At 71.4% G+C, this 23,118-nt stretch carries 24 protein-coding genes; 8 read left to right on the forward strand and 16 right to left on the reverse strand.

Annotation, left to right across the window (positions count from 1 at the left end):
* Positions 1-207: 207 nt before the first annotated feature.
* The 3 genes from AB0M83_RS41335 to AB0M83_RS41345 form a co-directional block, all read right to left on the reverse strand.
* On the reverse strand, positions 208-453 hold the full coding sequence (locus tag AB0M83_RS41335; RefSeq protein ID WP_364526125.1) for a hypothetical protein: 246 nt from the start codon (positions 451-453) through the stop codon (positions 208-210).
* Between the two features lie 236 nt (positions 454-689).
* The gene (locus AB0M83_RS41340; RefSeq protein WP_364526127.1) at positions 690-863 is read right to left on the reverse strand and encodes a hypothetical protein; all 174 of its coding nucleotides are present in this window, start codon (positions 861-863) and stop codon (positions 690-692) included.
* Positions 864-910: 47 nt separating this feature from the next.
* Complete coding sequence (locus tag AB0M83_RS41345; RefSeq protein ID WP_364526129.1) at positions 911-1,129, reverse strand: hypothetical protein; 219 nt, start codon at positions 1,127-1,129, stop codon at positions 911-913.
* Here AB0M83_RS41345 and AB0M83_RS41350 point away from each other — a divergent pair.
* On the forward strand, positions 1,104-2,195 hold the full coding sequence (locus AB0M83_RS41350) for an SGNH/GDSL hydrolase family protein (protein ID WP_364526131.1): 1,092 nt from the start codon (positions 1,104-1,106) through the stop codon (positions 2,193-2,195). The genes AB0M83_RS41345 and AB0M83_RS41350 overlap by 26 nt on opposite strands.
* A gap of 12 nt (positions 2,196-2,207) precedes the next feature.
* On the opposite strand, the gene AB0M83_RS41355 is transcribed toward AB0M83_RS41350, so the two are convergent.
* The gene (locus AB0M83_RS41355; protein ID WP_364526133.1) at positions 2,208-4,814 is read right to left on the reverse strand and encodes a hypothetical protein; all 2,607 of its coding nucleotides are present in this window, start codon (positions 4,812-4,814) and stop codon (positions 2,208-2,210) included.
* 191 nt (positions 4,815-5,005) lie between these two features.
* Between AB0M83_RS41355 and AB0M83_RS41360 the strand changes: the two genes are divergently transcribed.
* The gene (locus AB0M83_RS41360; RefSeq protein WP_364526135.1) at positions 5,006-6,628 is read left to right on the forward strand and encodes an FAD-dependent monooxygenase; all 1,623 of its coding nucleotides are present in this window, start codon (positions 5,006-5,008) and stop codon (positions 6,626-6,628) included.
* Position 6,629: 1 nt separating this feature from the next.
* Here the strand turns inward: AB0M83_RS41360 and AB0M83_RS41365 are convergent, their stop codons facing one another.
* Both AB0M83_RS41365 and AB0M83_RS41370 read right to left on the reverse strand, forming a co-directional pair.
* Positions 6,630-6,800, reverse strand: coding sequence for a DUF397 domain-containing protein (locus AB0M83_RS41365; protein ID WP_364526137.1), 171 nt, complete (start codon positions 6,798-6,800; stop codon positions 6,630-6,632).
* Positions 6,800-7,633, reverse strand: coding sequence for a helix-turn-helix transcriptional regulator (locus AB0M83_RS41370; RefSeq protein WP_364526139.1), 834 nt, complete (start codon positions 7,631-7,633; stop codon positions 6,800-6,802). Before AB0M83_RS41370 ends, AB0M83_RS41365 begins: the two co-directional genes overlap by 1 nt.
* 179 nt (positions 7,634-7,812) lie before the next feature.
* Here AB0M83_RS41370 and AB0M83_RS41375 point away from each other — a divergent pair, with 179 nt between their 5' ends.
* The 4 genes from AB0M83_RS41375 (at position 7,813) to AB0M83_RS41390 (ending at position 9,626) form a co-directional block, all read left to right on the forward strand.
* On the forward strand, positions 7,813-8,043 hold the full coding sequence (locus tag AB0M83_RS41375; protein WP_364526141.1) for a hypothetical protein: 231 nt from the start codon (positions 7,813-7,815) through the stop codon (positions 8,041-8,043).
* Positions 8,044-8,152: 109 nt separating this feature from the next.
* Positions 8,153-8,455, forward strand: a complete 303-nt coding sequence (locus tag AB0M83_RS41380; RefSeq protein ID WP_364526143.1) for a hypothetical protein — start codon at positions 8,153-8,155, stop codon at positions 8,453-8,455.
* Entirely contained in the window at positions 8,452-8,841 is a 390-nt protein-coding gene (locus tag AB0M83_RS41385; RefSeq protein WP_364526145.1) for a hypothetical protein, read from the forward strand. The genes AB0M83_RS41380 and AB0M83_RS41385 overlap by 4 nt, the downstream gene beginning before the upstream one ends.
* Positions 8,838-9,626, forward strand: coding sequence for a Scr1 family TA system antitoxin-like transcriptional regulator (locus tag AB0M83_RS41390; protein WP_364526147.1), 789 nt, complete (start codon positions 8,838-8,840; stop codon positions 9,624-9,626). Before AB0M83_RS41385 ends, AB0M83_RS41390 begins: the two co-directional genes overlap by 4 nt.
* Positions 9,627-9,799: 173 nt before the next feature.
* Here the strand turns inward: AB0M83_RS41390 and AB0M83_RS41395 are convergent, their stop codons facing one another.
* The 10 genes from AB0M83_RS41395 to AB0M83_RS41440 all read right to left on the reverse strand — a co-directional run bounded on the left by AB0M83_RS41395 (position 9,800) and on the right by AB0M83_RS41440 (position 20,279).
* Entirely contained in the window at positions 9,800-11,188 is a 1,389-nt protein-coding gene (locus AB0M83_RS41395) for a hypothetical protein (RefSeq protein WP_364526149.1), read from the reverse strand.
* Positions 11,189-11,200: 12 nt separating this feature from the next.
* Entirely contained in the window at positions 11,201-12,136 is a 936-nt protein-coding gene (locus AB0M83_RS41400) for a hypothetical protein (protein WP_364526151.1), read from the reverse strand.
* A gap of 26 nt (positions 12,137-12,162) precedes the next feature.
* Entirely contained in the window at positions 12,163-13,035 is an 873-nt protein-coding gene (locus AB0M83_RS41405) for a transporter substrate-binding domain-containing protein (RefSeq protein ID WP_364526153.1), read from the reverse strand.
* Between the two features lie 62 nt (positions 13,036-13,097).
* Positions 13,098-14,321, reverse strand: coding sequence for a 2-hydroxyacyl-CoA dehydratase family protein (locus AB0M83_RS41410; RefSeq protein WP_364526155.1), 1,224 nt, complete (start codon positions 14,319-14,321; stop codon positions 13,098-13,100).
* Entirely contained in the window at positions 14,318-15,331 is a 1,014-nt protein-coding gene (locus AB0M83_RS41415) for a 2-hydroxyacyl-CoA dehydratase family protein (RefSeq protein ID WP_364526157.1), read from the reverse strand. The genes AB0M83_RS41410 and AB0M83_RS41415 overlap by 4 nt, the downstream gene beginning before the upstream one ends.
* Positions 15,328-16,566: a CoA transferase gene (locus AB0M83_RS41420; protein WP_364526159.1), complete on the reverse strand. Its 1,239-nt coding sequence runs from the start codon at positions 16,564-16,566 to the stop codon at positions 15,328-15,330. Before AB0M83_RS41420 ends, AB0M83_RS41415 begins: the two co-directional genes overlap by 4 nt.
* Positions 16,563-17,702, reverse strand: coding sequence for a CapA family protein (locus AB0M83_RS41425; protein ID WP_364526161.1), 1,140 nt, complete (start codon positions 17,700-17,702; stop codon positions 16,563-16,565). The genes AB0M83_RS41420 and AB0M83_RS41425 overlap by 4 nt, the downstream gene beginning before the upstream one ends.
* Positions 17,699-18,484 carry an amino acid ABC transporter ATP-binding protein gene (locus AB0M83_RS41430; protein WP_364526163.1) on the reverse strand — a complete coding sequence of 262 codons (786 nt, stop codon included), beginning with the start codon at positions 18,482-18,484 and terminating at the stop codon, positions 17,699-17,701. The genes AB0M83_RS41425 and AB0M83_RS41430 overlap by 4 nt, the downstream gene beginning before the upstream one ends.
* On the reverse strand, positions 18,481-19,365 hold the full coding sequence (locus AB0M83_RS41435) for an amino acid ABC transporter permease (RefSeq protein WP_364526165.1): 885 nt from the start codon (positions 19,363-19,365) through the stop codon (positions 18,481-18,483). Before AB0M83_RS41435 ends, AB0M83_RS41430 begins: the two co-directional genes overlap by 4 nt.
* Positions 19,362-20,279: a transporter substrate-binding domain-containing protein gene (locus tag AB0M83_RS41440; protein WP_364526167.1), complete on the reverse strand. Its 918-nt coding sequence runs from the start codon at positions 20,277-20,279 to the stop codon at positions 19,362-19,364. The genes AB0M83_RS41435 and AB0M83_RS41440 overlap by 4 nt, the downstream gene beginning before the upstream one ends.
* 210 nt (positions 20,280-20,489) lie before the next feature.
* Between AB0M83_RS41440 and AB0M83_RS41445 the strand changes: the two genes are divergently transcribed.
* Positions 20,490-21,479, forward strand: a complete 990-nt coding sequence (locus AB0M83_RS41445) for a PaaX family transcriptional regulator C-terminal domain-containing protein (RefSeq protein ID WP_364526169.1) — start codon at positions 20,490-20,492, stop codon at positions 21,477-21,479.
* Positions 21,480-21,699: 220 nt separating this feature from the next.
* Positions 21,700-23,079 (forward strand): endo-1,4-beta-xylanase, encoded by a 1,380-nt coding sequence (locus AB0M83_RS41450; RefSeq protein WP_364526171.1) that lies wholly within the window; start codon positions 21,700-21,702, stop codon positions 23,077-23,079.
* The last annotated feature ends 39 nt before the right edge of the window (positions 23,080-23,118 follow it).

A 23,118-nucleotide genomic window follows, 5' to 3' on the forward strand; every position in this document is an offset into this window, starting at 1 on the left:
GCGGGCCCCCCGCGCCGCCCCCGCGCCTCCCGCCGCCGGGTAAACCCGCTCGCCCCCGCACACCTCCGGCCCCGGCCCCGCCCCCCCGGGCCGGGCGCGGCCCCGGCGTGGTCGGGGCGCCGCCGACCGGCGGCGCCCGCACCCTGCAGCAAGGCTCACTTTCCGGTTCGACGCCACGAAACCCGCGCTCGGCCGAGCCGCGGAGGGTCACCGGGAGTCGAGTTCGTCGTCCAGCGCGGCTTCGACCTTCGCCGCCGCGCGGACCAGTGCCCGGTAGGCGAGCACGGAGGCGGCCACGAGCGCGAACACGGCTCCCATCGCCCACAGGTCACCCTCGCCGTCGTCGGCGGGCACGATGGCGACGGTGACCACGGCGAACAGCAGCCATCGGTTGCGAGCGGCGGGCCGTGGCCGCCACCGGCCGGAGAACTCTCGCTTGGCGGCCAGGGACATCGGACCATGAGCACCCACGGGCGACCTTTCGTCCGGGATCAGGCACGTGCCGTGACCGATCACGAATGGGACACGCCTCGACAGTCGCGGATTCCACCATCGGAGTTACCAGCTTCCGCCCGGACGACCCTTCGTAACCGAGAATCCACTCGAAAGAGTGAGATCCACAGTTGTTGCTCGTTTGTGACTCGGTTCGGGAGTTGCCTCGTCGCCAATAACTGATTCACGTTTCCGAGTCAGTCCCGACCAGCGGATTCCGCGTACACGTGGTGCTCGTCGCTGTCCCCGAGCGCGAACAGGCGCCAACTCTCGACCCTCGGGCCCGAAGTCTCCGGCACGAATTCGAGCCGGAGAGAGTCCGTCTCGTCGGCAGCCTCGACCGTCAGGACCGCCTGGGCCATCGAGGTCATCCACCACATCCGAGCCCGTACCACTGCCGCCGTCGACCAGATCGTACTCACCTCTGGCCATTTCCATCAACACCTGGCAATACTGGGGCTCCCCCACCGAAGAGGTGATTTCCGGTAATGACCAAAAAGACACTCATCGCCATGACAGCACTCATTTCCCTGATTTCGGGCAGCACGAATACCGCCGCCGCGGAAAGCGATTCCTCCGCACATCGGCCGATTTCGGTCTGGTCGCCGAGCATGACGATCGGCGGCCCGAACTTCACCGACCAGACGCTGCGGATGGTCGTGCACCCCAGCGTCGGCGGTGACGCGCTACGGCTGCACCTGTCGAACCTGCGGGGCACCACCCCCCTCGCCGTCGGTTCCGTCAGCCTCGCCCTGCAGGCCGGGCAGGCGACCGCCGTCGACGGAACCCAGCGTCAAGTCACCTTCTCGCGCGCCAAAACGCTCACCATCCCGGCGGGCCGGGAAGTCGTCAGCGACCCGGTGCCCTTGCCGGTGCGCGCGGAGCAGAACCTGCTCGTCAGCCTGTACCTGCCCCAGGCGACCAGCTCGGCGACCTGGCACTCCGACGCCTTCGACGTCTCCTACCTCTCGAAGCCCGGCGACCACTCGGCCGACACCGGTGACGAAAACTACGTCGCCGCCACGACTTCCTGGTACTACCTGTCCGGTTTGGACGTCGTCTCGCCCGCCGCGCGCGGTACCGTCGTGGCCTTCGGCGACTCCATCACCGATGGCTACAACACCCCGGCGAGCGTCTACCACCGTTGGCCGGACTACCTCGCGCGCCGGCTCGCCGGGCCGCAGCCGACCGCGGTGGTCGACGCCGGGCTCGGCGGCAATCGGGTGCTGACCGACGTGCCGAACATCTGGCAGGGCGTCAGCGCGCTCAAGCGGTTCGCCCACGACGCGCTGGCGCAGCCCGGCGTGCGGACCGTGATCCTCATGGAGGGCATCAACGACATCGGGAACAACGCCGGCCCGGACGGCGTCCCGCTGACCGCGCAGCACCTGATCGACGGCTACCGCGAACTGATCCGCCAGGCGCACGCGGCCGGGGTGCGGATCCTCGGCGGGACCATGCTGCCGGACAAGGGAGCCGGCTACTACAGCGAGCCCGCCGAGGCGATCCGCCAGGCGGCGAACGCGTGGATCCGCACGAGCGGGCAGTTCGACGGCGTCGTCGACTTCGACCGGGCGCTGCAAGACCCCTCCGATCCCGCGGCGCTGCGCGCCGGCTTCGACTCGGGTGATCACCTCCACCCGAACGAAGCCGGCATGCAGGCCATGGCCGACGCGGTCGACCTGCGCTTGCTCGACCGCTGAGCTGTCCGACCTTCAGGAAATGCGGAACCCGTCCACCAGGAAATAGGTTCCGCTCAGTTTCGAAACGGTCAGCGTGTGCCGCCCGGCGGCGAGCCCGGTCACCGAATAAACGGGGACCTGGGTTTGCCGCTGGGCGGTGTTCGCGCTGACCGTTCCCTTCGCGACTCCGTCCAGCGTGACGGCGATATCCCCTTCATCGGAATTCGTCTCGGTGAGAAGGCTGATCCCGGTTCCGGTGAAGGTGATCGACGCCGCGTTGCCGTTCTGCTGGGTGTAGTGCACGCCGCCGTCGAGGTCGCCGTAGGTGCGCGAGCCGCTCGAGGCCCAGCTCCCGGTGTAGGCGATCCGCAGATCGTCGTCGTCGAGCACCGGGCCCGGCGGGGTGCCCGGCCCGGCCGCGTCGATGATCACCTGGGCCGCGGGCGGCCAGCGACCGTCGGTGACCACAGTGGACGGTTCGAGGTCGATGTCCGTGCCGCTGTTGTTGTAGCGGCCGGTGTCGGTGAAGTTGCCGTGGATGGAGTCGTCGTGGATGGTCGGCGTCCACAGGTTCAGCCACAGCGAGCCGTTGCTGAACTCCACCACGTTGTCGTGGGTGTTCCACAGCGAGCTGCCCTCGTCGTGGTAGATCATGTTGCACCCGTTGACGCACTCCCCGAGCACGTTGCCGGCGAATTCCGACGGCCCCGCCTGCCCGCCGAGCGTGTAGACCGGGCCGCCGTCGAACAGCACACCCATCACGCTGTGCACGTGGTTGCCGACGACGTGGTTGCCGCCGGTGTAGGTCGTGCCGTGCAGGCACGGGTCGGGCAGACCCTGCTTGGCCTGCAGCGCGCAGCTCGACGCCCAGCCCCAGCCCCAGCCGATCGACACCCCCGAGTACGGCGTGTACCCGATGTCGTTGTGGGACAACGTGGTCCCGCGGCTGTGGCCCACCCAGACGCCGACGGCGTCCTGGTACTCCTGCCCCGGCCGCTGCACGACGTTGCCGGCCACGGTGTTGCCGCTGGTCATCAGCGCGGGCTGGGTCTGGTAGTAGTCGTCGACCTCCCCCACGGTGACGCCGCTGCCGCCGACGTCGGTGATCGAGCCGCCGGACACCGTCGAGTCCTGGGTCTGGTCGGCGAGATCGATGCCGCTGGTCCCGGTGTGCCGCACGGTGACGCCGGTGAACGCGATCCGCGCGCCGCGGTGCACCTGCACGGCGGCGGGGATCCGGGTCGGTGTCCGGGTGGCCGGGTCCCACAGGATTCCCGCCTGGTTGTCGATGTAGCCCGCGGTGCTCGGGGCGGTCCAGGTCGTGTAGGCGAAGGTGATCCCCTCGAAGGCGATGTCGTGCACCGGCGCGACGACGTCGGGGATCACGGTGAAGGCGTCGATCAGCAGGTAGTCACCGCCGGCCTTGACCACCCGGACGGTGTGCGTGCCCTTGGCCAGCCCGGTGACCGAGACGACGGCCTGCTGCGCGAGCCGCTCGGCGCTCTTGGCCGATACGGTCTGTTTCTTGACGCCGTCGACGTAGACGTCGATGTCGCCTTCGTCCGCGTTCGTCTCGGTCAGGACCTGGATTCCGGTGCCGGTGAAGGGGTAGCTGACCGCGTCGCCGTCGTGCTGGGTGTAGTGCACGTCGGCGCCGAGGTCGCCCAGGTGCCGGCCACTCGAGTAGTTCCAGCTGCCGGTGTAGGTGGCCCGCCAGTCGGTGTCGTTGAGCGGTGCCAGGTGCCCGGGGGTGCCGGCCAGGTCGAGCAGTTCCGGCGCGACGGGCAGGTCGACGTCGGCCTTCGCGAGGTCCTCGCCGGGCCTGGGCACGTAGTAGAGGAAGCCGGCGTCGCCGTCGAGGTAGAACTGGCCGGGCGTGCCGAGCAGCTGGTAGGCGTTCTCGAGCCAGGTCACGCGGTCGAGGGACGGAAGCCCGGCGCCGTTGAAGGGAAAGCTCGGGTTGGGGACGGACGTGTGGTTGTTGGCCCAGCACCCGGGATCGACGGTCAGCGCCGAACCGCCCGGCGCGCCGGGAGTGATCGAGGCGAGCGGGCAGCGCAGCTGCTTCCAGCCGTTGTTCGCGACCACCTCGACCCGGGCGGCGTTCGTCCAGGACGTGTACGACGCGTCGGCGGTGGTGAACCCGGTGGCGGACACCGAGAACCCGCCCGGATCCTGGGGGGTACGGGCGCGCACCGCGCGGACGCCGTTCACGAACAGCTCCCGGCTCGCGGTCCCCTTCGGCACCGGCGCGCGGTAGATGTTCTTGGCGGCGTCGGTCTTCCGGAAGCCGCCGACCTTCAGCGCGCCGCTGAACACGGGCGTCTCCCCGGCGGCCGCGCGGTAGACGACGCGGTGCCCCGGCCTCCCGGAATCCTGGACGCCCAGCCGCAGCGGCGTGGTCAGCGAGTAGGTCCCGCCGCGCAGCTCGACCACGACATCCCCGGCGGCCCGCGGGACGAGCTCGCGGACGCGGTCGCGCGCCGTGGCCAGGGTGCACGGGGCGGCGGGACCGCAGGCGGCGCCGTGGCCGGACGGGGCGGCGTAGAGGACGTCCGGGGGCCTTCCGGGAGTGGCGCCGACAGCCGCGACGACGGCTGCGGCGGTGACCAGGTGCGCGACGACGGTGGCGATTCGCATCGGGGATCTCCGGCGGGTCAGCGGACAGACATCAGATGAATATAGGCCGCCAGGGGGTCCAGCGGTATAGCTGATCGCTCTTGAGCCCGAAGAGTTCCTACCTTTAGGCTTGCCGATGCGACGTCTTCCGGAAGCGGGCGCCCTCGTCGTAGTCTGCGCCGAGACGATCACGCCGACTGGGGGGCTCCGTCATGACGAGCAGGACCGAGGAGACCACCGAGGTCGTCATCGCCGGGGGTGGCCCGGTCGGGCTGACCCTCGCCCACGAACTCGGTTCCCGCGGCATCGGCTGCGTCCTGCTCGAACCGCGCCCGGAACCGAGCCTCGCTTCGCCGCGGTGCAAGCAGATGAACCCCCGCTCGATGGAGATCTTCCGGCGCCTGGGTATCGCCGACGCGGTCCGCGGCACCGCGGGCCTGCCCTTCGGCTGGTCCGACTCGGCCGTCTTCTGCACCTCGCTCACCGGGCACCGGCTGGAACGCTTCGACGGCGTCTTCGCCCTCAGCGACGTCCAGCGCACCGAACTCGCCGAACCCGCGCTGTGGTGCGCGCAGAACCACGTCGAGGAGGCGTTGCGCGCCACCCTCACCCGGCGCGAGACGGTCAGCGCGCGCTGGGGCTGGACCCTGACCGGCGTCGCCCAGGACGCCACCGGCGTCACCGCCACCGCGACCGACGACGCGGGCCGGGAGCGCGTCGTGCGGGGCCGCTACCTGGTCGGCGCCGACGGTGCCCGCAGCGCCGTCCGCCGGGCCTGCGGCATCCCGCTGACCGGGCGGAGCCACGAAATCCGGAACGTGCAGGTGATCTTCGAAGCGCCGGGGCTCTCCGCCCGCCACCGCCTGGGCCGCGCCGTGCAGTACTGGGTGGTCAACCCCGACGTCAACGGCCTGATGGGCACGCTGGACACCGAAGACCGGTGGTGGGCCATCATCATCAACGCCCCCGTGGACCCTGACGCCGCCGACGCCGCGTGGTACGAGCGGGCGGTCCACCGCATGATCGGCGCCGAAGAACCCCTCACCATCACCGCGACCGATCCCTGGACCGCGCGGATGCTGGTGGCCGACCGCTACCGGGACGGCCGCTGCTTCCTGGCCGGCGACGCCGCCCACCAGAACCCGCCCTGGGGCGGATTCGGCGCCAACACAGGCATCGGGGACGCCGCGGACCTCGGCTGGAAGCTCACGGCCGCGCTGCGCGGGTGGGCCGGCGACGGCCTGCTCGACTCCTACGAAACCGAACGCCGTCCCATCGCCGGGCGCGCCATCGCCGAGGCCGAGCGGAACATGCGGGTGCTGACCGGCGAGCTCGCCGTGCCGGGGCTGGACGGCGACGGCCCGGACGGCCGGGCCCTACGCGCCAAGACGGCCGAGCTGATCCGGCAGGCCAAGACCGCCGAGATGTACACCCTCGGCTTCGTGCTCGGCACGGCGTACCCCGACTCGCCCCTCGTGCTCGCCGACGACGGCCCCGCGCCGGTGTCCACCGGGACGGAGTACCGGCCCTCCGGAGCCCCGGGCCACCGGCTGCCGCACCAGTGGCTCGGCCGGAGCCGGTCACTCCAGGACGAGCTCGGCCCCGGCTTCACGCTGCTGGAGGTCGCCGCACCGCCCGCGCCGGAATGGGAAACCGCCGCGGCGGCGGCCGGCGTGCCCCTGACCCGGTACCGGCTCAACCGGCCGGACCTGCACGGCCTCTACGCCGCCCGCTACGTCCTGGTCCGGCCCGACGGGTACATCGCGTGGCGCGGCGAAACCTCTCCCGGTGACCCGCGGACGGTGCTGGACCGCGCACGGGGACAGCGCGCTTGAGTCAGTCCTTCAGGCCGGTCAGGAAAGCGGTCCAGGTGGCCTGGTCGACCGACAGCTGCCCGGTGGCGGGACTCTTCGAGTCGCGTACCCCGATTTCGTCGCCGAGCCGAACCTCGACGCAGTCCTGGGTTTCACTGCTCCAGCTGGACTTGAACCAACCGGTCGAGTTCATCATTTCTTCGCCTCCAGCTCGTTCTTCACCTTCGCGATGAGGTCGAGGCTCTCCGCCGCGCTCATCGCCTTGCTTCGCGCCGCCTCGGCTTTCTGCCGGTGCACCGCGACATCCTCGTCGGAATAGAGCATGAGACCGCCTCGGTGCAGCTCGAGGCTGACGATCGACGGTGCCTGGTCGGAGTCGAAGAGGATGAACGGTCCAGCAAGACCCGGCGTCCACCCGGCTTCGAACGGGATGATCCGAACGCTGACATTGGGCAGGTCGGTCATCTCGGCGAGATAATTCAGCTGTTCCAGCCAGATATCCGGCCCACCGATCACGTGCCGGATCGCCGCTTCGCCCAGCAGTACATCGAGTTCCGCGGGCGACCTACGGGTGATCAGATCACGTCGGCCGATCCGAATGGCGACGCGTTCGTCGATCTCGTTCGCCGGTACCTCGGCGTCGGCCATGATCGCGCGAATGACTCCACTGGTCTGCAGAACGCCGGGAATCAGCAGCGGAGCCAGGTGCGTGACCGTGGTCGCGGTTCGCTCCGCGGCCAGCAGCGCGTTCATCTGCTGCCGGCGTTCGGCGACGGTCACCGCGTGCCACCTACCGCTCAATCCCGCGTTGGTGGCCAGGGCCATCAGCTCGGTCGCCTCGTCGTCGCCGATCTCGAGGACCTCGATGATCGTGGCGACGTCGTCCGGCTTCGGCGTGCGCTCGTTGGTCTCCCAGCGGGAGATCAGGCCGGAGTCCGACTCCTTGCGTCCCATCAGCACGGCGAGCTTCCGCAGTGAGATGTCGCGGGACGTGCGCGCTTCCTTGAGAGCGTCGCCGAGGTTCATCGTGCCTCGCGGGTGCTACCAGCCATGCAGCACATGCTAGTGCAGGTCCACCCCACGACCGAGGTCACCTGATCAGGGCATTGCCCAGCCCGCTGTCAGCGCTGACACTTGCTACCAACATTCGGTAGCACTGTCAGCGTGCAGCTCACGGTCCCTGACAGCGTAACGGGGAGGCACAGATGCGAGACCACCGCTGGCACGAAACACCGTTCATCGTCCCGGCGCGCACGATGACCGGCCTGGCCACCCAGGTCACCCTCGGCCTGGTGGACACCGGCGACGGCCTCCGGCGCGCCATCCGCGTCGGCACCGACAGCTCGCCGGCGATCCTCCCCCGCCAGGCGATGACGGAGCTGGTCGGCCACGCGCGGGCCATGGTCGTCCGGGAGCTTCCCGGCGACCGGAGATGACGCGCCGGTTTCGCGGCCCCTGATCAGCCTGGCCGGTGCGCGCGCCCCGACCCGCGCACCGGCCAGGTGTCCACCGCCCGCGCACCGGGCACGACCACGGAGGTCCGTGATGGCCACCGCACCGCCGAACCGCCGGCCGGCGTCCCTGCTGTTCTGGGTCGTCGAGACACCGACCGGCATCAACCACCTCGTCACCGAAGCGGCCTTCGTCGCCGGTCTCGCGGACTCGGGTTCCTACCGCGCGGTCTGCGGCGTGCGGTTCCCGGCCGCGCCGATGGTCGAGGCGCCGAGGAGGACGTGCGCCCGGTGCCGCCCGGTCGCCGCCCCGGCGCGCACGTCACGCCGGCGCCGGGCCGGCTGGTGGCGCCGTTCGCGGCACGTCGTCAGCCGGTCCGGCGGGGCGCCGTCATGACCGGCTCCGCGTCGCCGGATCCCGGCCCCGCCTGGCCGTCCGAAGCCGACCGGAGGCTCACCGAGCACCCGGACTACGTCCACCTCTGCCGTGTCCTCGCCGGAATGCGCCGGCTCTCGACGACGGACCGGCCCACCGTCACCCCCGGAGCTGCCATGTCCCGCGAAACGACCCGGCTCGTCCACGTCCTCGGCGCCACGCAAGTCCGGCTGGGCGTGCTCGCCGTCCGGCTGCACGACGGCACGGCGACGACGGACGAGCAACGCGAGGCCGCCGACGAGCTCGACGAAGTGGCCGACCTCCTCCGCTCCCACGCGGCCGACGTCGACGCCGGGATCGTCGCGGCACCCCGCCGTCGCTCCACCCCGGATCGGGAGCCCGCATGACGAAGGCACGTTCGCGACGGCCGGCTCTGTTCGCGCTGAGCGTCGCTTTGCGCGAGGCCCGGCTGGCCCGGGGGATGAGCCTGCGCGCGCTCGCGGGCCGGCTCGAGATCCTGCCCGCGACCCTCTCGGCGTGGGAGACGGGTGACCGGCGGCCACCGGCCGAGGCCGTGGCCTGGATCCTCGGGTTCCTCCAGGTGAGCCCGGAGGAGCACCGCCGCGTCATGCTGCTTCACTCGCAGCTCGACAGCCCCGGCTACGTCGAAGCACTCGACGCGGGCACGACGAGCCTGCAGCGGGCCTACGAGCAGTTCGCCGTCCACACGCTGGAATGGGCACCGCACCTCGTCCCCGAACCGCTGCAGACCCCGGGCCACCTCCGCGCGCTGCTGCAGAGCCGAGGAGTGCGCCCGGACGACATCGACCAGGCGATCTTCACCCGCCAGGTCGAGCGGATCGGGCACGAACCGCGTGGCCGCCACACCCTCCTGCTGGGGGCCGCGGCCTTGGCCCCGGAGTTCGCGTCGCCGGAGGTCCGGCGCGGGCAGCTGCGGTCGTTCGCCGCCCTTCCGCACACGAGCGTCCGGGTGGTGCCCGCCGGCGCCGGGGCGGTCGAGCCCTTCACCCTCTACGAGACCGAGGGCGGGAGCTTCACCGTCGCGCTGCGCCACGAGCACACCACCACGTATCTGACCGACTCCGGCGCGACGAAGCGCTACCGGTCGACGTTCAAGGCCTTGCAGCGGGTGGCGCTTTCGTGTGAACAGGCTCACGCGTCCGGGGAATGACGAAAAGCGAGGGGTGCACCGGCACGACCGCGCCCCAAGGTGGCCTTCGGTGCGTTGAATCAGCACTGCGGCGCGAAGCGCCTCCGTTGAGGGCGGCGGCGGGGGCATCGGTGGAGCACCCAAGGCGGCCTTCGGTGCGTTGAACGCAACCAAGGCCGCCTTGGGGCGCCGGGTCACCGCCTCGGTCCGTCGACCGCCGGGTACATCCGGTTGAACCGCGGCGGCGTGTACGGCAGATAACGCCCCCGCACGCCGTCCACGGCCACCGCCAGGCGGTTCAGCGTCGCCGGCGCGGTGTCCGGCCAGTGGCCGGTGCGCAGCCGCGTCAGCATGCGGTCGATCGCCGCCTGCTGTTCACCGGTCGTGTACGTGCAGTGGCCGGCCGTCCGGACGTACGTCTGCCGGAGCAGGGACGCGTCACCCGCCCGGGCGGCCAGCGCGCCGTAGGACCGCTGCTGGGCCACGGTCGAGATCTGGTCGCCGGTGCCGTTGACCGTGAGCACCGGGATCCGCAGGTCGCCGGTGAACACGATGCCCCGCTCGAGGTAACGGACGGCGCCGGGATCAGCGGACACCCGGGGTTCGGCGGCGAGCCGGCCGAGGTCGGCGCGCAGGTCGAGCCCCGCGCGCTCGTAGAGCCGCCGCACGGCGTTCTGCTGGCTCGGCTCCGCCGCCGCGAGCTGGCGCGCGTAGTCGATTCCCGTGTTCCAGGACGGGTTCCCGCCCGCCAGCTGCTCGATCGCCCGGCGGCTGCTGACCGCCTGCCCGAGGTACGGCAGCGGCCCGCCCGCGAGCGCCAGGAACATCCCGCGTTCGACGCCGTCGACGTCGCGGCCGTCCGGGACCGGGGTCGTCGTGCCGTCGGCGGCGAGCCCCCAGTCCGGCAGCTGGCCGATCGCCGCGGCGAGGGCGATCCGCGCCTTGCCCGCCGCGGTCGCCTGAGCCGCCGTCATCGCCGAGACCCACTGCTGCTGGAGTCCCGGGACGTCGGCGGGGATGCCGGTCACCGGGAGGGTGGAGTCGCGGAACAGCAACGTCTTCAGTGTGAAGACGGTGTCGAGCTTCTGGTTCCACTGGCCCACGGCACCGCCGAGGCCGCCGCACATCGGGATGGCCGCGGCGAAGCGGCCGGGGTGCACCTGCGCGACGCCGGCGGCGACCATCCCGCCCATCGAGCGGCCTTCGGCGATCGCGTACCGGGCCCGGCCGAACGCGGTTTCGAAGCGGCCGAGCGCCTCGGCCTGGTTGTCGATGGCCCGGGCGATGTTCCAGCCGCTGATCGTGCGGGTGGTGCCGCCCACCGCGTAGCCGCGGTCCAGCAGGCTCGCGGTCAGCGGGCTCGCCAGGCCACCCGCGGCGAAGTCGAGGTCAACCAGCACGGCGCCGTTCCACCGGTCCGGTTTCGCGAAGGTGTACGGCGTGCCGTCGGTCAGCTGCCCGTCGGCGCAGCGCGCCGGCAGACCCGCACACGGCGTCCCGGCTTGCGCCGCCTGCGCGGCCGCGGGCACCCCGGCGGCGAGCACCACGGCGACGGCCACCGCGCTCGAAGTCTTGAATCTCATGGACGGCTCCTGTCAGAAGTTCTTGCTGGTGACGGTCCAGCCCGGGGTGCCGCACAGACCGCAGCCCGCGCCGAGGAGGTAGGCCCGCGCGGTGCGGTTGCCGTTGAGGGTGAAGTCGAACCAGGCGACCAGGACCCGCACGGCTTCCTCGCGGACGCTCGGGTCGGGGTTGCCGTCGCGCTGGCCGTAGACGAACCCGGTGTGGCCGGCGGCCGGGTTGGTCGCCCGGATCGCGGGGACGGTGACGAGGTCGTAGTTTTCGCCGCTGTTGGGGTAGGCGACGTCGGCCGGGCCGCCGTCGACGAACATCGTGGGGGTGTGCAGGTTCCGGAGGTTCTCCCGGCCGTAGCCGAGGGTGCCGTCGGCGAAGAACCCGCTGTCCAGCGACAGCACCGATTTCACGCGGGGATCCGCACCGGCGACGAGGGCTTCGATGCCGCCGCACGAGTGGCCGGTGACGCCGATCCGGCGGGTGTCGAGCCGGTTCCGCAGTTCGCTCCCCCGGCGGTCGTTCTCGCGTTCGGCCCAGGTGATCGCGTCGGTGATCACCTTCGGTACCGGGCTGCCGTTCTCGGTCAGGGCGGGCTCGTCGAACCCGCCGACGGCCACGACGACGAAGCCGTGCGCGGCGAGCAGCGTCTCGAGGGTCAGCAGCTCGTCGTTGCTCGTGTGCCGGCACGCGCCGTTGCCGAACACCACGACCGGCAGGCGGCCGGGCACCCGGTCCAGGTCCGCGGGCCGGTAGACGGTGTACTCGGCGGCGTAGTTCCCGGTCCGGGCCGCGGCTTCGCGGACCACGGGGTGGAACACCGTGGACGCCGGCGGCGCGGGTGGCGGTGGCGGGGCCGCGACGTCCGCGCCGGAAGAACCGGGAACGACCGCGGCCGTGATCGCGACGAGCACCGTCGCGGCGGCGACCAGCGCCGGCTTGAGGATCCCCTTGCCCATCGATAGTCCTTTCTGGACAGTAAGCTTCATCCCCGGGTGGCCGCGTTGAAGACCGGCTTCGGGACCGAGACCTGGTTGAGTCCCCAGCGGGACATGATTCCGACGTACGTGCCGTTCCGGAAAAGCTCTTCGAACACCTGCTGCAGCACCGGACCGAGTTTCGACGACTTGGGTACGTACAGCGCGAGGTCGTCCTTCGTCGCCCCCTGCGCTTCGGTCTGGGTGACGTACTTGTTGCCGCCTTGGCGCTGCGTGACGTCGATCGCCGCCGCCTCGGTCATCCCCGCGGCATCCGCCCGGCCCGAGCGGGTGGCCAGCAGCGTGGCGTCGGTGTCGTCGAAGCCGACGGTCCGCGTGGCCGGACGCTTGCTTCCCGTGCAGAAGCGGGAAAGCTTGTTCAGCTGCTCCTCGACGACGCTGGCGGTCACCACCGCGATGCGCTTGCCGCAGAGGTCCTCGGTCCGCGTGATCCCGGCCGTCGACTCCACGGGGAACAGATAAGCCGTGCGGGTCGTCATCCAGGTGATCGTGTCGAACTGCTTCTCGCGCTCCGCGGTCGCCTTCACCGGGCCGTTGAACGCGTCGTACCGGTTGCTCAGCATGCCTTGGAGCGCGGCCGGGAGCCCGGCGACGACGAGGGTCTGCGTCTTGACGCCGAGCACCTGGCCGATCGCGGCCTGGAAGTCGGCGTCGATCCCGGTGACCGTCCCGTCCGGCGCGACCGTGCGGTAGGGCGGGTGGGAGTCACCGGCGAACCTGAGCACCCCGGCGTCCTTGATCGCCTGCGGGAGCGCGTCGTGCAGGGACTGCACCACCGGGAGGTTCGTCCCGGTGGCCAGCGGCGGCGAGCCGGCTTCCACCGTGCACCCGGCGGCGATCAGCCCGACGGCGGCGGTCACGAGGATCGCACTTCGGCTTCGTCGGCGAAGTGGAGATCGCACTGGAGTCCTTTCTCCGGCAGTCAGGTCAGTTCGTCGAGCCACGCGGTCATCCGCGCGGTCAGGTCGTCGCCCGTGCGCGCGTCGACGTTGTCGGCGTGCAGTTCCAGCACGGGAATCCCGGCGGCGCGCAGGGCGCGGGTGGTGAAGTAGCTGCCGCGGGCGTCGTCGGAAACGAGGTGCACCACGCCGTCGACGCCGTGGTGCCGCGCTTCCTTGACGTACCACTCGGCCGACCACGGCGGCGTGTAGAGCTGGTCGCCGAAGGCGGCGAACCGCGCGGCGAGGGCCCGCAGCGGGTCGTCGCCGTAGCGCAGGTAGCCGTCCGCGGCGATGGCCAGGTACATCGACCAGACGAAGACGGCGCCGTGCGAGCGCTGGAACCGCTGGTAGAACTCGAGGTCGAACCACAGGCCGCGGCCGACCCACATCAGCCGCAGCCGCTCGTCCGGGCACACCGCGACGCCGGTGTCGACCCGCTCACGCACCTCGTCGTGGAACGCGCGGGCGGCGTCCCGCGCCCATTCGGTACCGCGGTGCCACTGGGGCACCATGACGCTCGGGATGCCGTCGGTGACGGCGATCGGGCAGGGCCGGGCGGCGGCGATGAGGTCGCGGGTGCGGCGGTTCCACTCCTGCTGCTCGTTGACCAGGTCCAGGACCTCGCGGAAGCGGGTCTCGGAGAACACCCGGCCGGTGGTCTGCTCGAGGAACCGGATGAGCCCGGTCAGCTCGCCGGTCAGCAGGTCGAGCCGGTCGCTCCCGATCGCCTCCTCCCAGCGGTGCGGCATGAGCTCCCACCACCGCTCGGGCACCGCGTCCTCCGCCGCGCTTTCCAGGGGGTAGTAGGTGACGCCGGGCTGGGCGTCCCAGACGTCGAAGATCTTGCGGGACGCGTCGCCGGTGGTCTCGCCGAGCACGATCGACGGCTTCGGCAGCCCACCCCACGGCGCCTGCTCCGGGTCGGTCTCGAACGCCGAGGCGAGCGAAGTGGCGCTGTACTGCTCGATGTAGTCGGGGTACCCGCGTTCGCGCAGCAGGCCGAGGTAGCGCTGCGTCTGGCGCTTCGCCGCGACGATCGAGGCCCACCACTGGTTGACGACGTACGGGATGCCCATCGTGCGGAAGATCTCCTGCGGCGCGTCCGCGTTGACCAGCGCCAAGGGGCCCCCCTCGGCACGCACCCCGGCGAACCATGCGCGCTGGTAGGCGGTCGCGGTGGTGGCCGACGCCAGCCGGGCCGTCATGCCGCCGCTCCGGCCGGGACCAGCGCCGCCAGCGCTTCGGGAGTCAGCTCGCCGTACGGCTGCCGCTCGGCCAGGACGGCCGGCAGCCCGGTGGCGGCCCGCTGCTCCGGGAAGTCCCACGGCGGCGCGTCGTCGTGGGTCCGCGCGTAGGAGAACAGCACTTCCGCGTCGCAGGCCCGAGCGGCCGCGGCGGTGTGCGCGGCGCGCTGCCGGATGGACGCGCGGGGTGCGGACGGGCCGTTGTGCTGGTACCGCTCGGCCAGCGCGAGTTCCGTCGGCGCCGCGCAGGTGCGGGCGAAGAGCAGCTCGCCCCAGTCGTGGTCCTCCCCCACGACGAGAAAACCGTTGCGCTCCAGTGTTTCGTACACCGCCGGGTGGTCGTGGGAACTGCCGGTGAGGAACAGCCGGGTCCCTTCGACCTCGGGCCGGTCTTCCGCGAGCAGCCGGTCGACGAGCGCGATGGCCTCTGTGACGGGCACCCCGGTGGTCGCGGCGACGGTTTCGAGGAACCGCTTGCCACTCAGCCGGTTCGCGCGGCGCAGGGCGGCGAGCCGGCCGAGCGACCGGCGCAGGGTGTCGTGCGCGGTGATGGCCGCGGCGAGGTCGTCGTCGCCGATGGGCCGCCAGCGTCCCAGCCATTCGCGCAGCTGCGCGACCTTCGCGTGGACGTACCGGGTGGTCGTGTGGTGCGGCAGGTGCAGCACGTCCACCAGCCGCACCGGCGGCAGGCCCAGCGCCGGTTCGACGCGGTGCAGCTCCCGCAAGGCGTAGAACAGGCGCAAGGACGCCTCGCAGTCGCGCGAGACGACGATGGCCTCGAGCGGGCCGTAGTCGCCGGTGAGGATGCGCGTCAGGATCGACCGGGCGACCGGGTCCACCCCGCGGCCGAGGTAGCGGTCGCCGAGCGCGCTGTCCCGGCCGGGCTTCCCGGTCAGCCGCAGGGGTCGCAGGCCCGCCGCGGTGATCAGTTCGACCGGCACGTCCGCGCCGACGTACCCGACGGCGCTCAAATCACGGCCTCCGCCACCAGTTCCGCGACCTGATCTTCGGTGTAGCCGAGCAGTTCGCGGTAGACGTGCTCGTTGTGCTCCCCCAGCCCCGGCGCGGGCCGGTCGAGGGAGACCCGGGCAGCGGAGAAGCGGATCGGCACGCCGGTCCCCGCGAGGTCGGCCACGGCACCGTGCTTCGGGTGCTTCAAGGGGACGACTTCCTCGCGCGCCAGCACCAGCGGGTCGCGGATGGCATCGCGTGGCTCGCGGACCTCGGCGGCGGGCACGCCTTCGGCGGTGAACGCGGCGAGGATCTCGGCCAGTGGCCGGACCCGGCACCACTCCCGGATGAGGTCGTGCAGCTCGTCGGCGGCCCGGACCCGCTGGTCGCGGGTGCGGTAGCGGTCGTCCTCGGCCAGCTCCGGCCGGCCGATCGCCCGCAGCACGCCGTGCGCGAACGCGTCGGTCGGCGCGCACAGCGCGAGGTAGCCGTCGGCGGCGGGCAGGATCCCGAACGGCGCCAGCCGCGGCACCATGGACCCGGTGCGCTGGGGCAGCCCGACCGCGTCGAAGGCGTCGAACGGCTCGCACGCAACGAGCGAGGTGAGCGCGCCGAGCATCGACACGTCGACGCGCTGGCCCTCGCCGGTGTGCTCGGCCTGCAGCAGCGCGGACACCGTGCCGACCACCGCGAACAGCGGGGCGAGGAGGTCGCCGATCGGCAGGCCGAACCGGACCGGGCCCTCGTCGGGCTCACCGGCGGTCATCATCACGCCGCTGAGTGCCTGGATGATCGAGTCCATCGCCTTGCCCGACCCCGGGCCGCCCTGAGCACCGAACCCGCTGATCGAGGTGTAGACGAGCCGGGGGTTGATCTCCCGGACCTGCGCGTAGGAGATGCCGAGCCGGTCGGTGACCCCCGGGCTGTAGTTCTCGACCAGCACGTCGGCGTCGCGGACGAGGTCGGTGAACACCGCACGGGACCGCGGGTTCTTCAGGTCGAGGGTGACGCTGAGCTTGTTGCGGCCGCGCAGCAGCATCGACACCGACAGGTCGTCGTCGTGCCGCCGGGCGAGGTTGAGCCCGTCACGGCCGACGTAGGGCGCGTTGTTGCGGGACGAATCCCCGCCGGTGGCGGGGTTTTCAACCTTGATCACGGTGGCCCCGAGCCCGGCGAGCAGCAGCGTCGCGTACGGCCCGGCGAGCGCGGTGGTCAGGTCGATGACGGTGCGGCCGGCCAGCGGCTGGTCGGTCATGCGGAAACCCCTTCGGAGAGAGCGACGAGCACTTCGGTGCCGCGGGTGGTGAACCGGCCGTTGAGGCGGGCCCCGCGGGTGATGTCCTCGACGTAGTTCGTCACGGCCTCGCCTTCCGGCGTCCCGCCGACCGGGACCGGCCGGCCGTGGTCGTCGATCCGGCACGGGACGAAGCCGGCTTCGCGCAGCCCGGTTTCGTCGAAGCGGCAGAAGGCGATGGCGGTGTTGCGGCTTTCGGGGTGGAACGGGAAGAACGGCATGTCCGGGTCGGGTGCGAAGCCGTAGAGCTTCGTCCTCCGCTCGGCCCACGCGCGCAGCTCGTCCGCGCCGACGCCCGCTCCCGGTGTGAGGGCGTGGGTGACGGTGGCGAAGTTGCCGAGCCCGTGGAAGATCGGCCGTCCTCTGTGGACTTCGATGCCGCGCATGATGTGCGCGTGGTGGGCGAACACGGCGTCGGCGCCGGCATCGATCGCCGCACGGGCGACCGGGCTTTCGTACATCGCGACGGTGACCGGGGTGTGCCCGACGCCCTTGTGCAGCGCCACGAGCACGACGTCGGCCTCCGCGCGCAGGCGGCGGACGTCGTCGGCCATCGCCTCGAGGCTGTCGGGATCGGCGAAGGTGTAGATCTTCGGCGGCCCGCCCGGGCTCGCGTGGTCGAGCTCGTAGTGGGTGAGCACGTGCACGTACGCGCAGCCGGGCTTGCGGGAAGCCGCCCAGGATTCGCGCGGGCCGACGCAGTTGTACGACAGCACGCCGATGCGCAGGCCCCCGCGTTCGACGACCGCCGGGCGCCGGGCCTCGGCGAGGTTCGCCCCGGCCCCGGCCGTCACCATGCCCGCCGCCCGGGAGTACGCCAAGGTGTCGGCCAGCCCGCCGTCCCCGGCGTCGAGAATGTGGTTGCCCGCCAGCGTGACGACGTCGAACCCGGCTCCGGCCACCGCTTTCAGCGCCTCGGGGTCGGCCGGCGGCGCGGGGACGTCGGTGCTGCTCTGGACCGCCGTGGTCGAATGCGGCACTTCGACGTGCCCGATCGCCAGGTCCATCCCGCGCAGCACGGGCGCGGCCGGGGCGAGGAACGACTCCGGGTCCGGCTCGTCCAGGATGAGGTCGCCGACGGCGCCGACAGTGATCACGAAGCACCCTCCTTTTCGGACAGATGGCGGGACAGGAAGGCACGCAGCCGATCCGTCCGGGGGCGGGTGAACAGCTCACCCGGGGGGCCTTCCTCGACGATCCGGCCCGCCTCCATGAACACGCACCGGTCGGCGACCTCCCGCGCGAAGGCCATCTCGTGGGTGACCACGACCATCGTGGTCCCCGCCGCGGCGAGGGTCCGCAGCACGGCCAGGACCTCGTCGACCAGCTCCGGGTCGAGCGCGCTGGTCGGCTCGTCGAACAGCATGATCCGCGGCCGGACCAGGACGGCCCGGGCGATGGCGACGCGTTGCTGCTGCCCGCCCGAGAGCTGGCGCGGGTAGTGGTCCTCCCGGCCGGCCAGGCCGATGCGCTCCAGCAGTTCACGGGCTTCACGCTCCACAGTGGACCGGTCGCGCCCGTGGACGCGGATCGCCGCGTCGGTCACGTTGCGCAGCACGGTGAACTGCGGGAACAGGTTGAACTGCTGGAAGACCATGCTCATCCGGCGGCGCTGGGCGGCGATCCCCCGCTCGGTCAGCGGGCGCAGGCCGCGCGGTGACCGCCGGTGGCCCAGCAGCTCGCCGTCGAGGTACATCGCCCCGCCGTCGATGGGCTCCAGCTGGTGGGCGCAGCGGACGAGCGTCGACTTGCCCGAGCCCGACGGCCCGATCACGACGACCGCTTCCCCTTCGCGCACGTCGAGGCTGACGCCCGCGAGCGCGGTCACCGACCCGAACTCCTTGCGGACCTCGCTGATCCGCAGCACCGGCGCGGTCATCGGGCCCGCCCCACGACGAGGTGGCCGCGGGAGAACCGGCGCTCCAGCCGGCGCTGCAGGCCCGTCAGGACGGTGACCACGACGAGGTACCAGAAGCAGGCGACCAGCAGCATCGGCACGATCTCGTAGGTGCGGTTGTAGATCACCTGCACCGCGTGCAGCAGGTCCGACATCGCGATGACCGAAACCAGGGCGGTGCCCTTGAGCACGTTGATGAACTGGCTGCCCGCCGGCGGGATGATCACGCGCATCGCCTGCGGCAGCACGATCCTCAGCAGCGTCTGCCCCGGCGGGTAGCCCATCGCCCGCGCGGCGTCGCGCTGGCCGGGGTCGACCGACGTCACCCCGGCGCGGAAGATCTCCGCCAGGTAGGCCGACTCCACGAGCGACAGGCCGATCACCGCGGCCGTCAACGGCGTGATGACGGTGTTGGCGTCCCAGGTGCCGAAGACCGGGCCGAACGGGATGCCGAGGGACAGCTTCGGGAGCAAGTAGGCGAGGTTGAACCAGAAGATCAGCTGCACCAGCGGCGGGATGCCGCGGAACAGGCCCACCCACAGCGTCGCCACCCACCGGGCCGGGCCGAACCCGCTCAGCTGCATGGCGGCGACCACGCCGCCGGCGAGCGACCCGAGGACCATCGCCGCGACCGCGAGCAGCACCGTGGTGCCCAGCCCGGCCATGACGCTCTTCTCGAACAGGTACTTCGCCACGACGTCCCACTGGAACCGGTCGTTGCCGGCCAGGAAGACGGCCAGCTGCGCGGCCAGCACCGCCAGCACGAGCACGAACAGCCAGCGCCACGGGCGGAACCGGCCGCGGGCTCCGGCGACGTCGTCGTGGGCCGCCGAAGTCTCCTCCACAGTGGACATCGCGGTCATTTCGCGGACGCCACGTCGAACAGCGGCTGCGGGACCGTGACGTCGGTGAGGCCCCACTTCTGCATGATCCGCGGGTAGGTGCCGTTGCGGAACAGCTCTTCGAAGGCCTTCTGCAGCACCGGGCCGAGCTTGCCGGCCTTCGGGGTGTAGAGCGCGAGGTTGTCCTTCGTGGCGCCCTGTTCCTCGGTCTGCGTCACGTAGTCGTACTGCCCCTTCTGCTGGGTGGTCACGTCGATCGCGGCGGCCTGGGTCATCCCGGCGGCGTCGGCGCGGCCGGACTTGGCGGCCAGCAGGGTGGCGTTCGTGTCGTCGAGCCCGACCACCTGAACGGCCGGGCGCTGCGAACGTTCACAGAAGGCGGACAGCTTGGCGAGCTGGTCCTCCACGACGCTCGCGGTGACCACCGCGACGCGCTTGCCGCACAGGTCGGCGGTCTGCTTGATGCCCGCGGCCGAGCCGGTGGGGATCACGTAGGAGGTCCGGGTGGTCATCCACGTGACGGTGTCGAACTGCTTCTCGCGTTCGGCGGTCGCCTTGACCGGCCCGTTGAACGCCTCGTAGCGGCCGCTGAGCATGCCCTGCAGCGCGGCCGGCAGACCACTGACGATGGTGGTCTCCGTGCGCACGCCCAAGAGCTGGCCGAGCGCCTCCTGGAAATCGTGGTCGATGCCGGTGACGGTCTTGCCGTCCGGGCCGACGGTGCGGTACGGCGGGTGGGAGTCCCCGGCGAACCGGAGGACGCCGGCGTCCTTGACCGCTTGCGGAAGCTGGTCGTGCAGCGCTTGGTCGGTCGTGAGAGCCGCGGCCGTGGGGGCCGTGGCGGCGCCGTCGTCGACCGTGCACCCGGCCAGCGCGAGTCCCGCGGCGACCGCGGCGAGCGTGCTTCGACGCCATTGACGAAGTGAGGAACCCATGTCGTTTTCTTCCTGCGGAAGGCCACCCCAGCGGGCGGCGCGGGAACCTGAAGGATCGATTGGTTGCTATCTGGGCGCCGATCGTCGCATGATGTGTCGCGTGATTCAACCCCTCGGTGCGGACACCCGGTCGGCACTGCCACCATGGACACCCGCGGCGGGCGACCCCCGCCGGCCGTCGGACCGATCCCCGGAAGAGGCAGGCGCGCGATGACAGCGACGTCCTCGGGGCCGCTGCCCCGCTCCCAGCAGGGAGCCGAACCCCAGCTGCTGCTGACGTCCCTGCTCGGCGACTTCTGGTACTGGCGCGACGAGCACATCCCCTCGGCCGCCCTGGTGGAGCTGCTCGGCGAGTTCGACATCAGCCCGGCGAGCGCACGGGCCGCGATCCGCCGCCTCGCCGCCCGCGGCCTGCTCACCGTGTCGCGCAGCGGGCGGACCACGGCGTACGGGATTCCCGCGCGCACGTCCGAAGTGATCATCGAGCGCACGCACCGGATGCTGACCTTCGGCACCACCGCGCCCGAGTGGGACGGGCAGTGGACCGTCGTCACGTTCTCGGTGCCGGAGCAGGACCGCGGGCTGCGCACGGCGTTGCGGTCGCGGCTGCGGGTCCTGCGGTTCGCCGCCCTCTACGACGGGGTGTGGGTCAGCCCGCACGACCTGACCCGCCCCGCGCTCACGGCGCTGCGCGAGCTCGATCTCCGCAGCGCGACGGTCTTCCGCGCCACCGAGGTGCCCGGTTCGGGCGCGGCCGTTGCGGCGTTCGACCTCGAGCCCCTCGCCCGGGAGTACGAGCAGTTCGTCGAGCGCTACGAGCAGGTGCTCACCGGCCTGGACGCCGGCCTGATCAGCCCGGCGCAGGCGCTGCGCACCCGCACCGAGCTGCGGGTGGACTGGCGCCGGTTCCCGGAGACCGACCCCGACCTGCCTGCCGAGCTGCTGCCGGCCGACTGGGCGCGCGACCGGGCGCAGAAGGTGTTCCTGCAGATCTACGACCGCCTCGGCCCGCTCGCCGAGCTCCGGTTCCGGCAGCTGCTGGCCGCCACCGACCCCGCGCTGGCCGAGTTCGCCACCCACCACGACTCGGTGAAGGTGGCCGAGCTGTTCGCCGGCCTGGGCGACCGCCACCCGGCGGGCGACACGCCGTTCGAGCAGGCCGCCGAAGCCCGCCGCCTGGACGACGCGCGCCACCGCTAAGAGCGGCACTTCCCGGGTCGCACGGACGGGCGCGAGTTTCGGACTCGAGTCCGAAAGTCGTTCGAAACTCTTTGCCTGGCGTGGAAGCTCCGTGCTCTGCTGCTCACAGCAAGTGAACATCATCGGATCGTCCAGGTCACCGGTGACCAGGTTTCCCGGCTCTGCCCGGAAGTCGTCGCCGGCGGGCTTTCCTGGGCGTGCGCCTGGAAGGAGACCACGGATGGCAAGAAGTTCGTCGGACCGGAGCGGCAGACGGTGGTGGCAGTCGTCGGCGAGTCGCGTGCTGGCGGCAGCGGCCACCGTCGCCGCGACCGCCGCTGTCCTGGTGACCGCCCCGGGCGCCGACGCCGCGGCCAGCACGCTGGGAGCCGCGGCCGCGCAGTCCGGCCGGTACTTCGGCACCGCGATCGCCGGCAGCAGGCTCGGTGATTCGACCTACACCACGATCGCGTCGCGCGAGTTCAACATGGTGACGGCCGAAAACGAGATGAAGCCGGACGCGACCGAGCCGAACCAGAACCAGTTCAACTTCTCCGCCGGCGACCAGATCTACAACTGGGCGGTCGGCCACGGCGCCAAGGTGCGCGGCCACACCCTCGCCTGGCACGCCCAGCAGCCGGGCTGGATGCAGAACATGGGCGGCAGTTCGCTGCGCAACGCCATGATCAACCACATCCAGAAGGTGATGGCCCACTACCAAGGCAAACTCGCCTACTGGGACGTGGTCAACGAAGCCTTCAACGAAGACGGCAGCCGCCGGTCGTCGAACCTGCAGAGCACGGGCAACGACTGGATCGAGGTCGCGTTCAAGACCGCCCGCGCGGCCGACTCGTCGACGAAGCTCTGCTACAACGACTACAACATCGACAACTGGAACTACGCCAAGACCCAGGGCGTGTACAACATGGTGCGGGACTTCAAGTCCCGCGGCGTGCCGATCGACTGCGTCGGCCTGCAGGCCCACTTCACCGGCGGCAGCTCGGTCCCGAGCAACCTCCAGACCACGATCTCCAGCTTCGCGGCGCTCGGCGTCGACGTGGCGCTCACCGAAGTCGACGTCACCAACTCGAACACCTCGCAGTACGCGGCGCTGACCCAGGCGTGCATGAACGTCGCGCGCTGCGTCGGCATCACCGTGTGGGGCGTACGGGACAGCGATTCCTGGCGCTCCAACGAGAGTCCCCTTCTGTTCGACGGCAGCGGGAACAAGAAGGCCGCGTACAACTCGGTGCTGAACGTCCTCAACTCCGGAGGGACGACCACCACACCGACGACGACCCCGACGGGCACGGGCACCACGACACCGACCACCACGCCCACCACCCCGGGCGGGGGCAGCTGTTCCGCGACGCTTTCGGCGGGACAGAGCTGGAGCGACCGGTACAACCTGAACGTCTCGGTCAGCGGCTCCAGTTCGTGGACGGTCACCATGACCGTGCCGAGCCCCGCGAGGATCAGCTCCACCTGGAACATCAACGGGACGTGGCCCAGCAGCCAGGTCCTCGTCGCGACGCCCAACGGAAACGGCAACAACTGGGGCGTCACCATCCAGCACAACGGGAACTGGAACTGGCCCAGCGTCAGCTGCAGCGCCTCCTGAGGTACGAGAACCCGGCGCCGCTCTGCCCACCCCGGGCAG

Origin of the sequence: Amycolatopsis sp. NPDC051106 (genome assembly GCF_040682775.1) — a bacterium.
Classification (GTDB): Bacteria; Actinomycetota; Actinomycetes; order Mycobacteriales; family Pseudonocardiaceae; genus Amycolatopsis.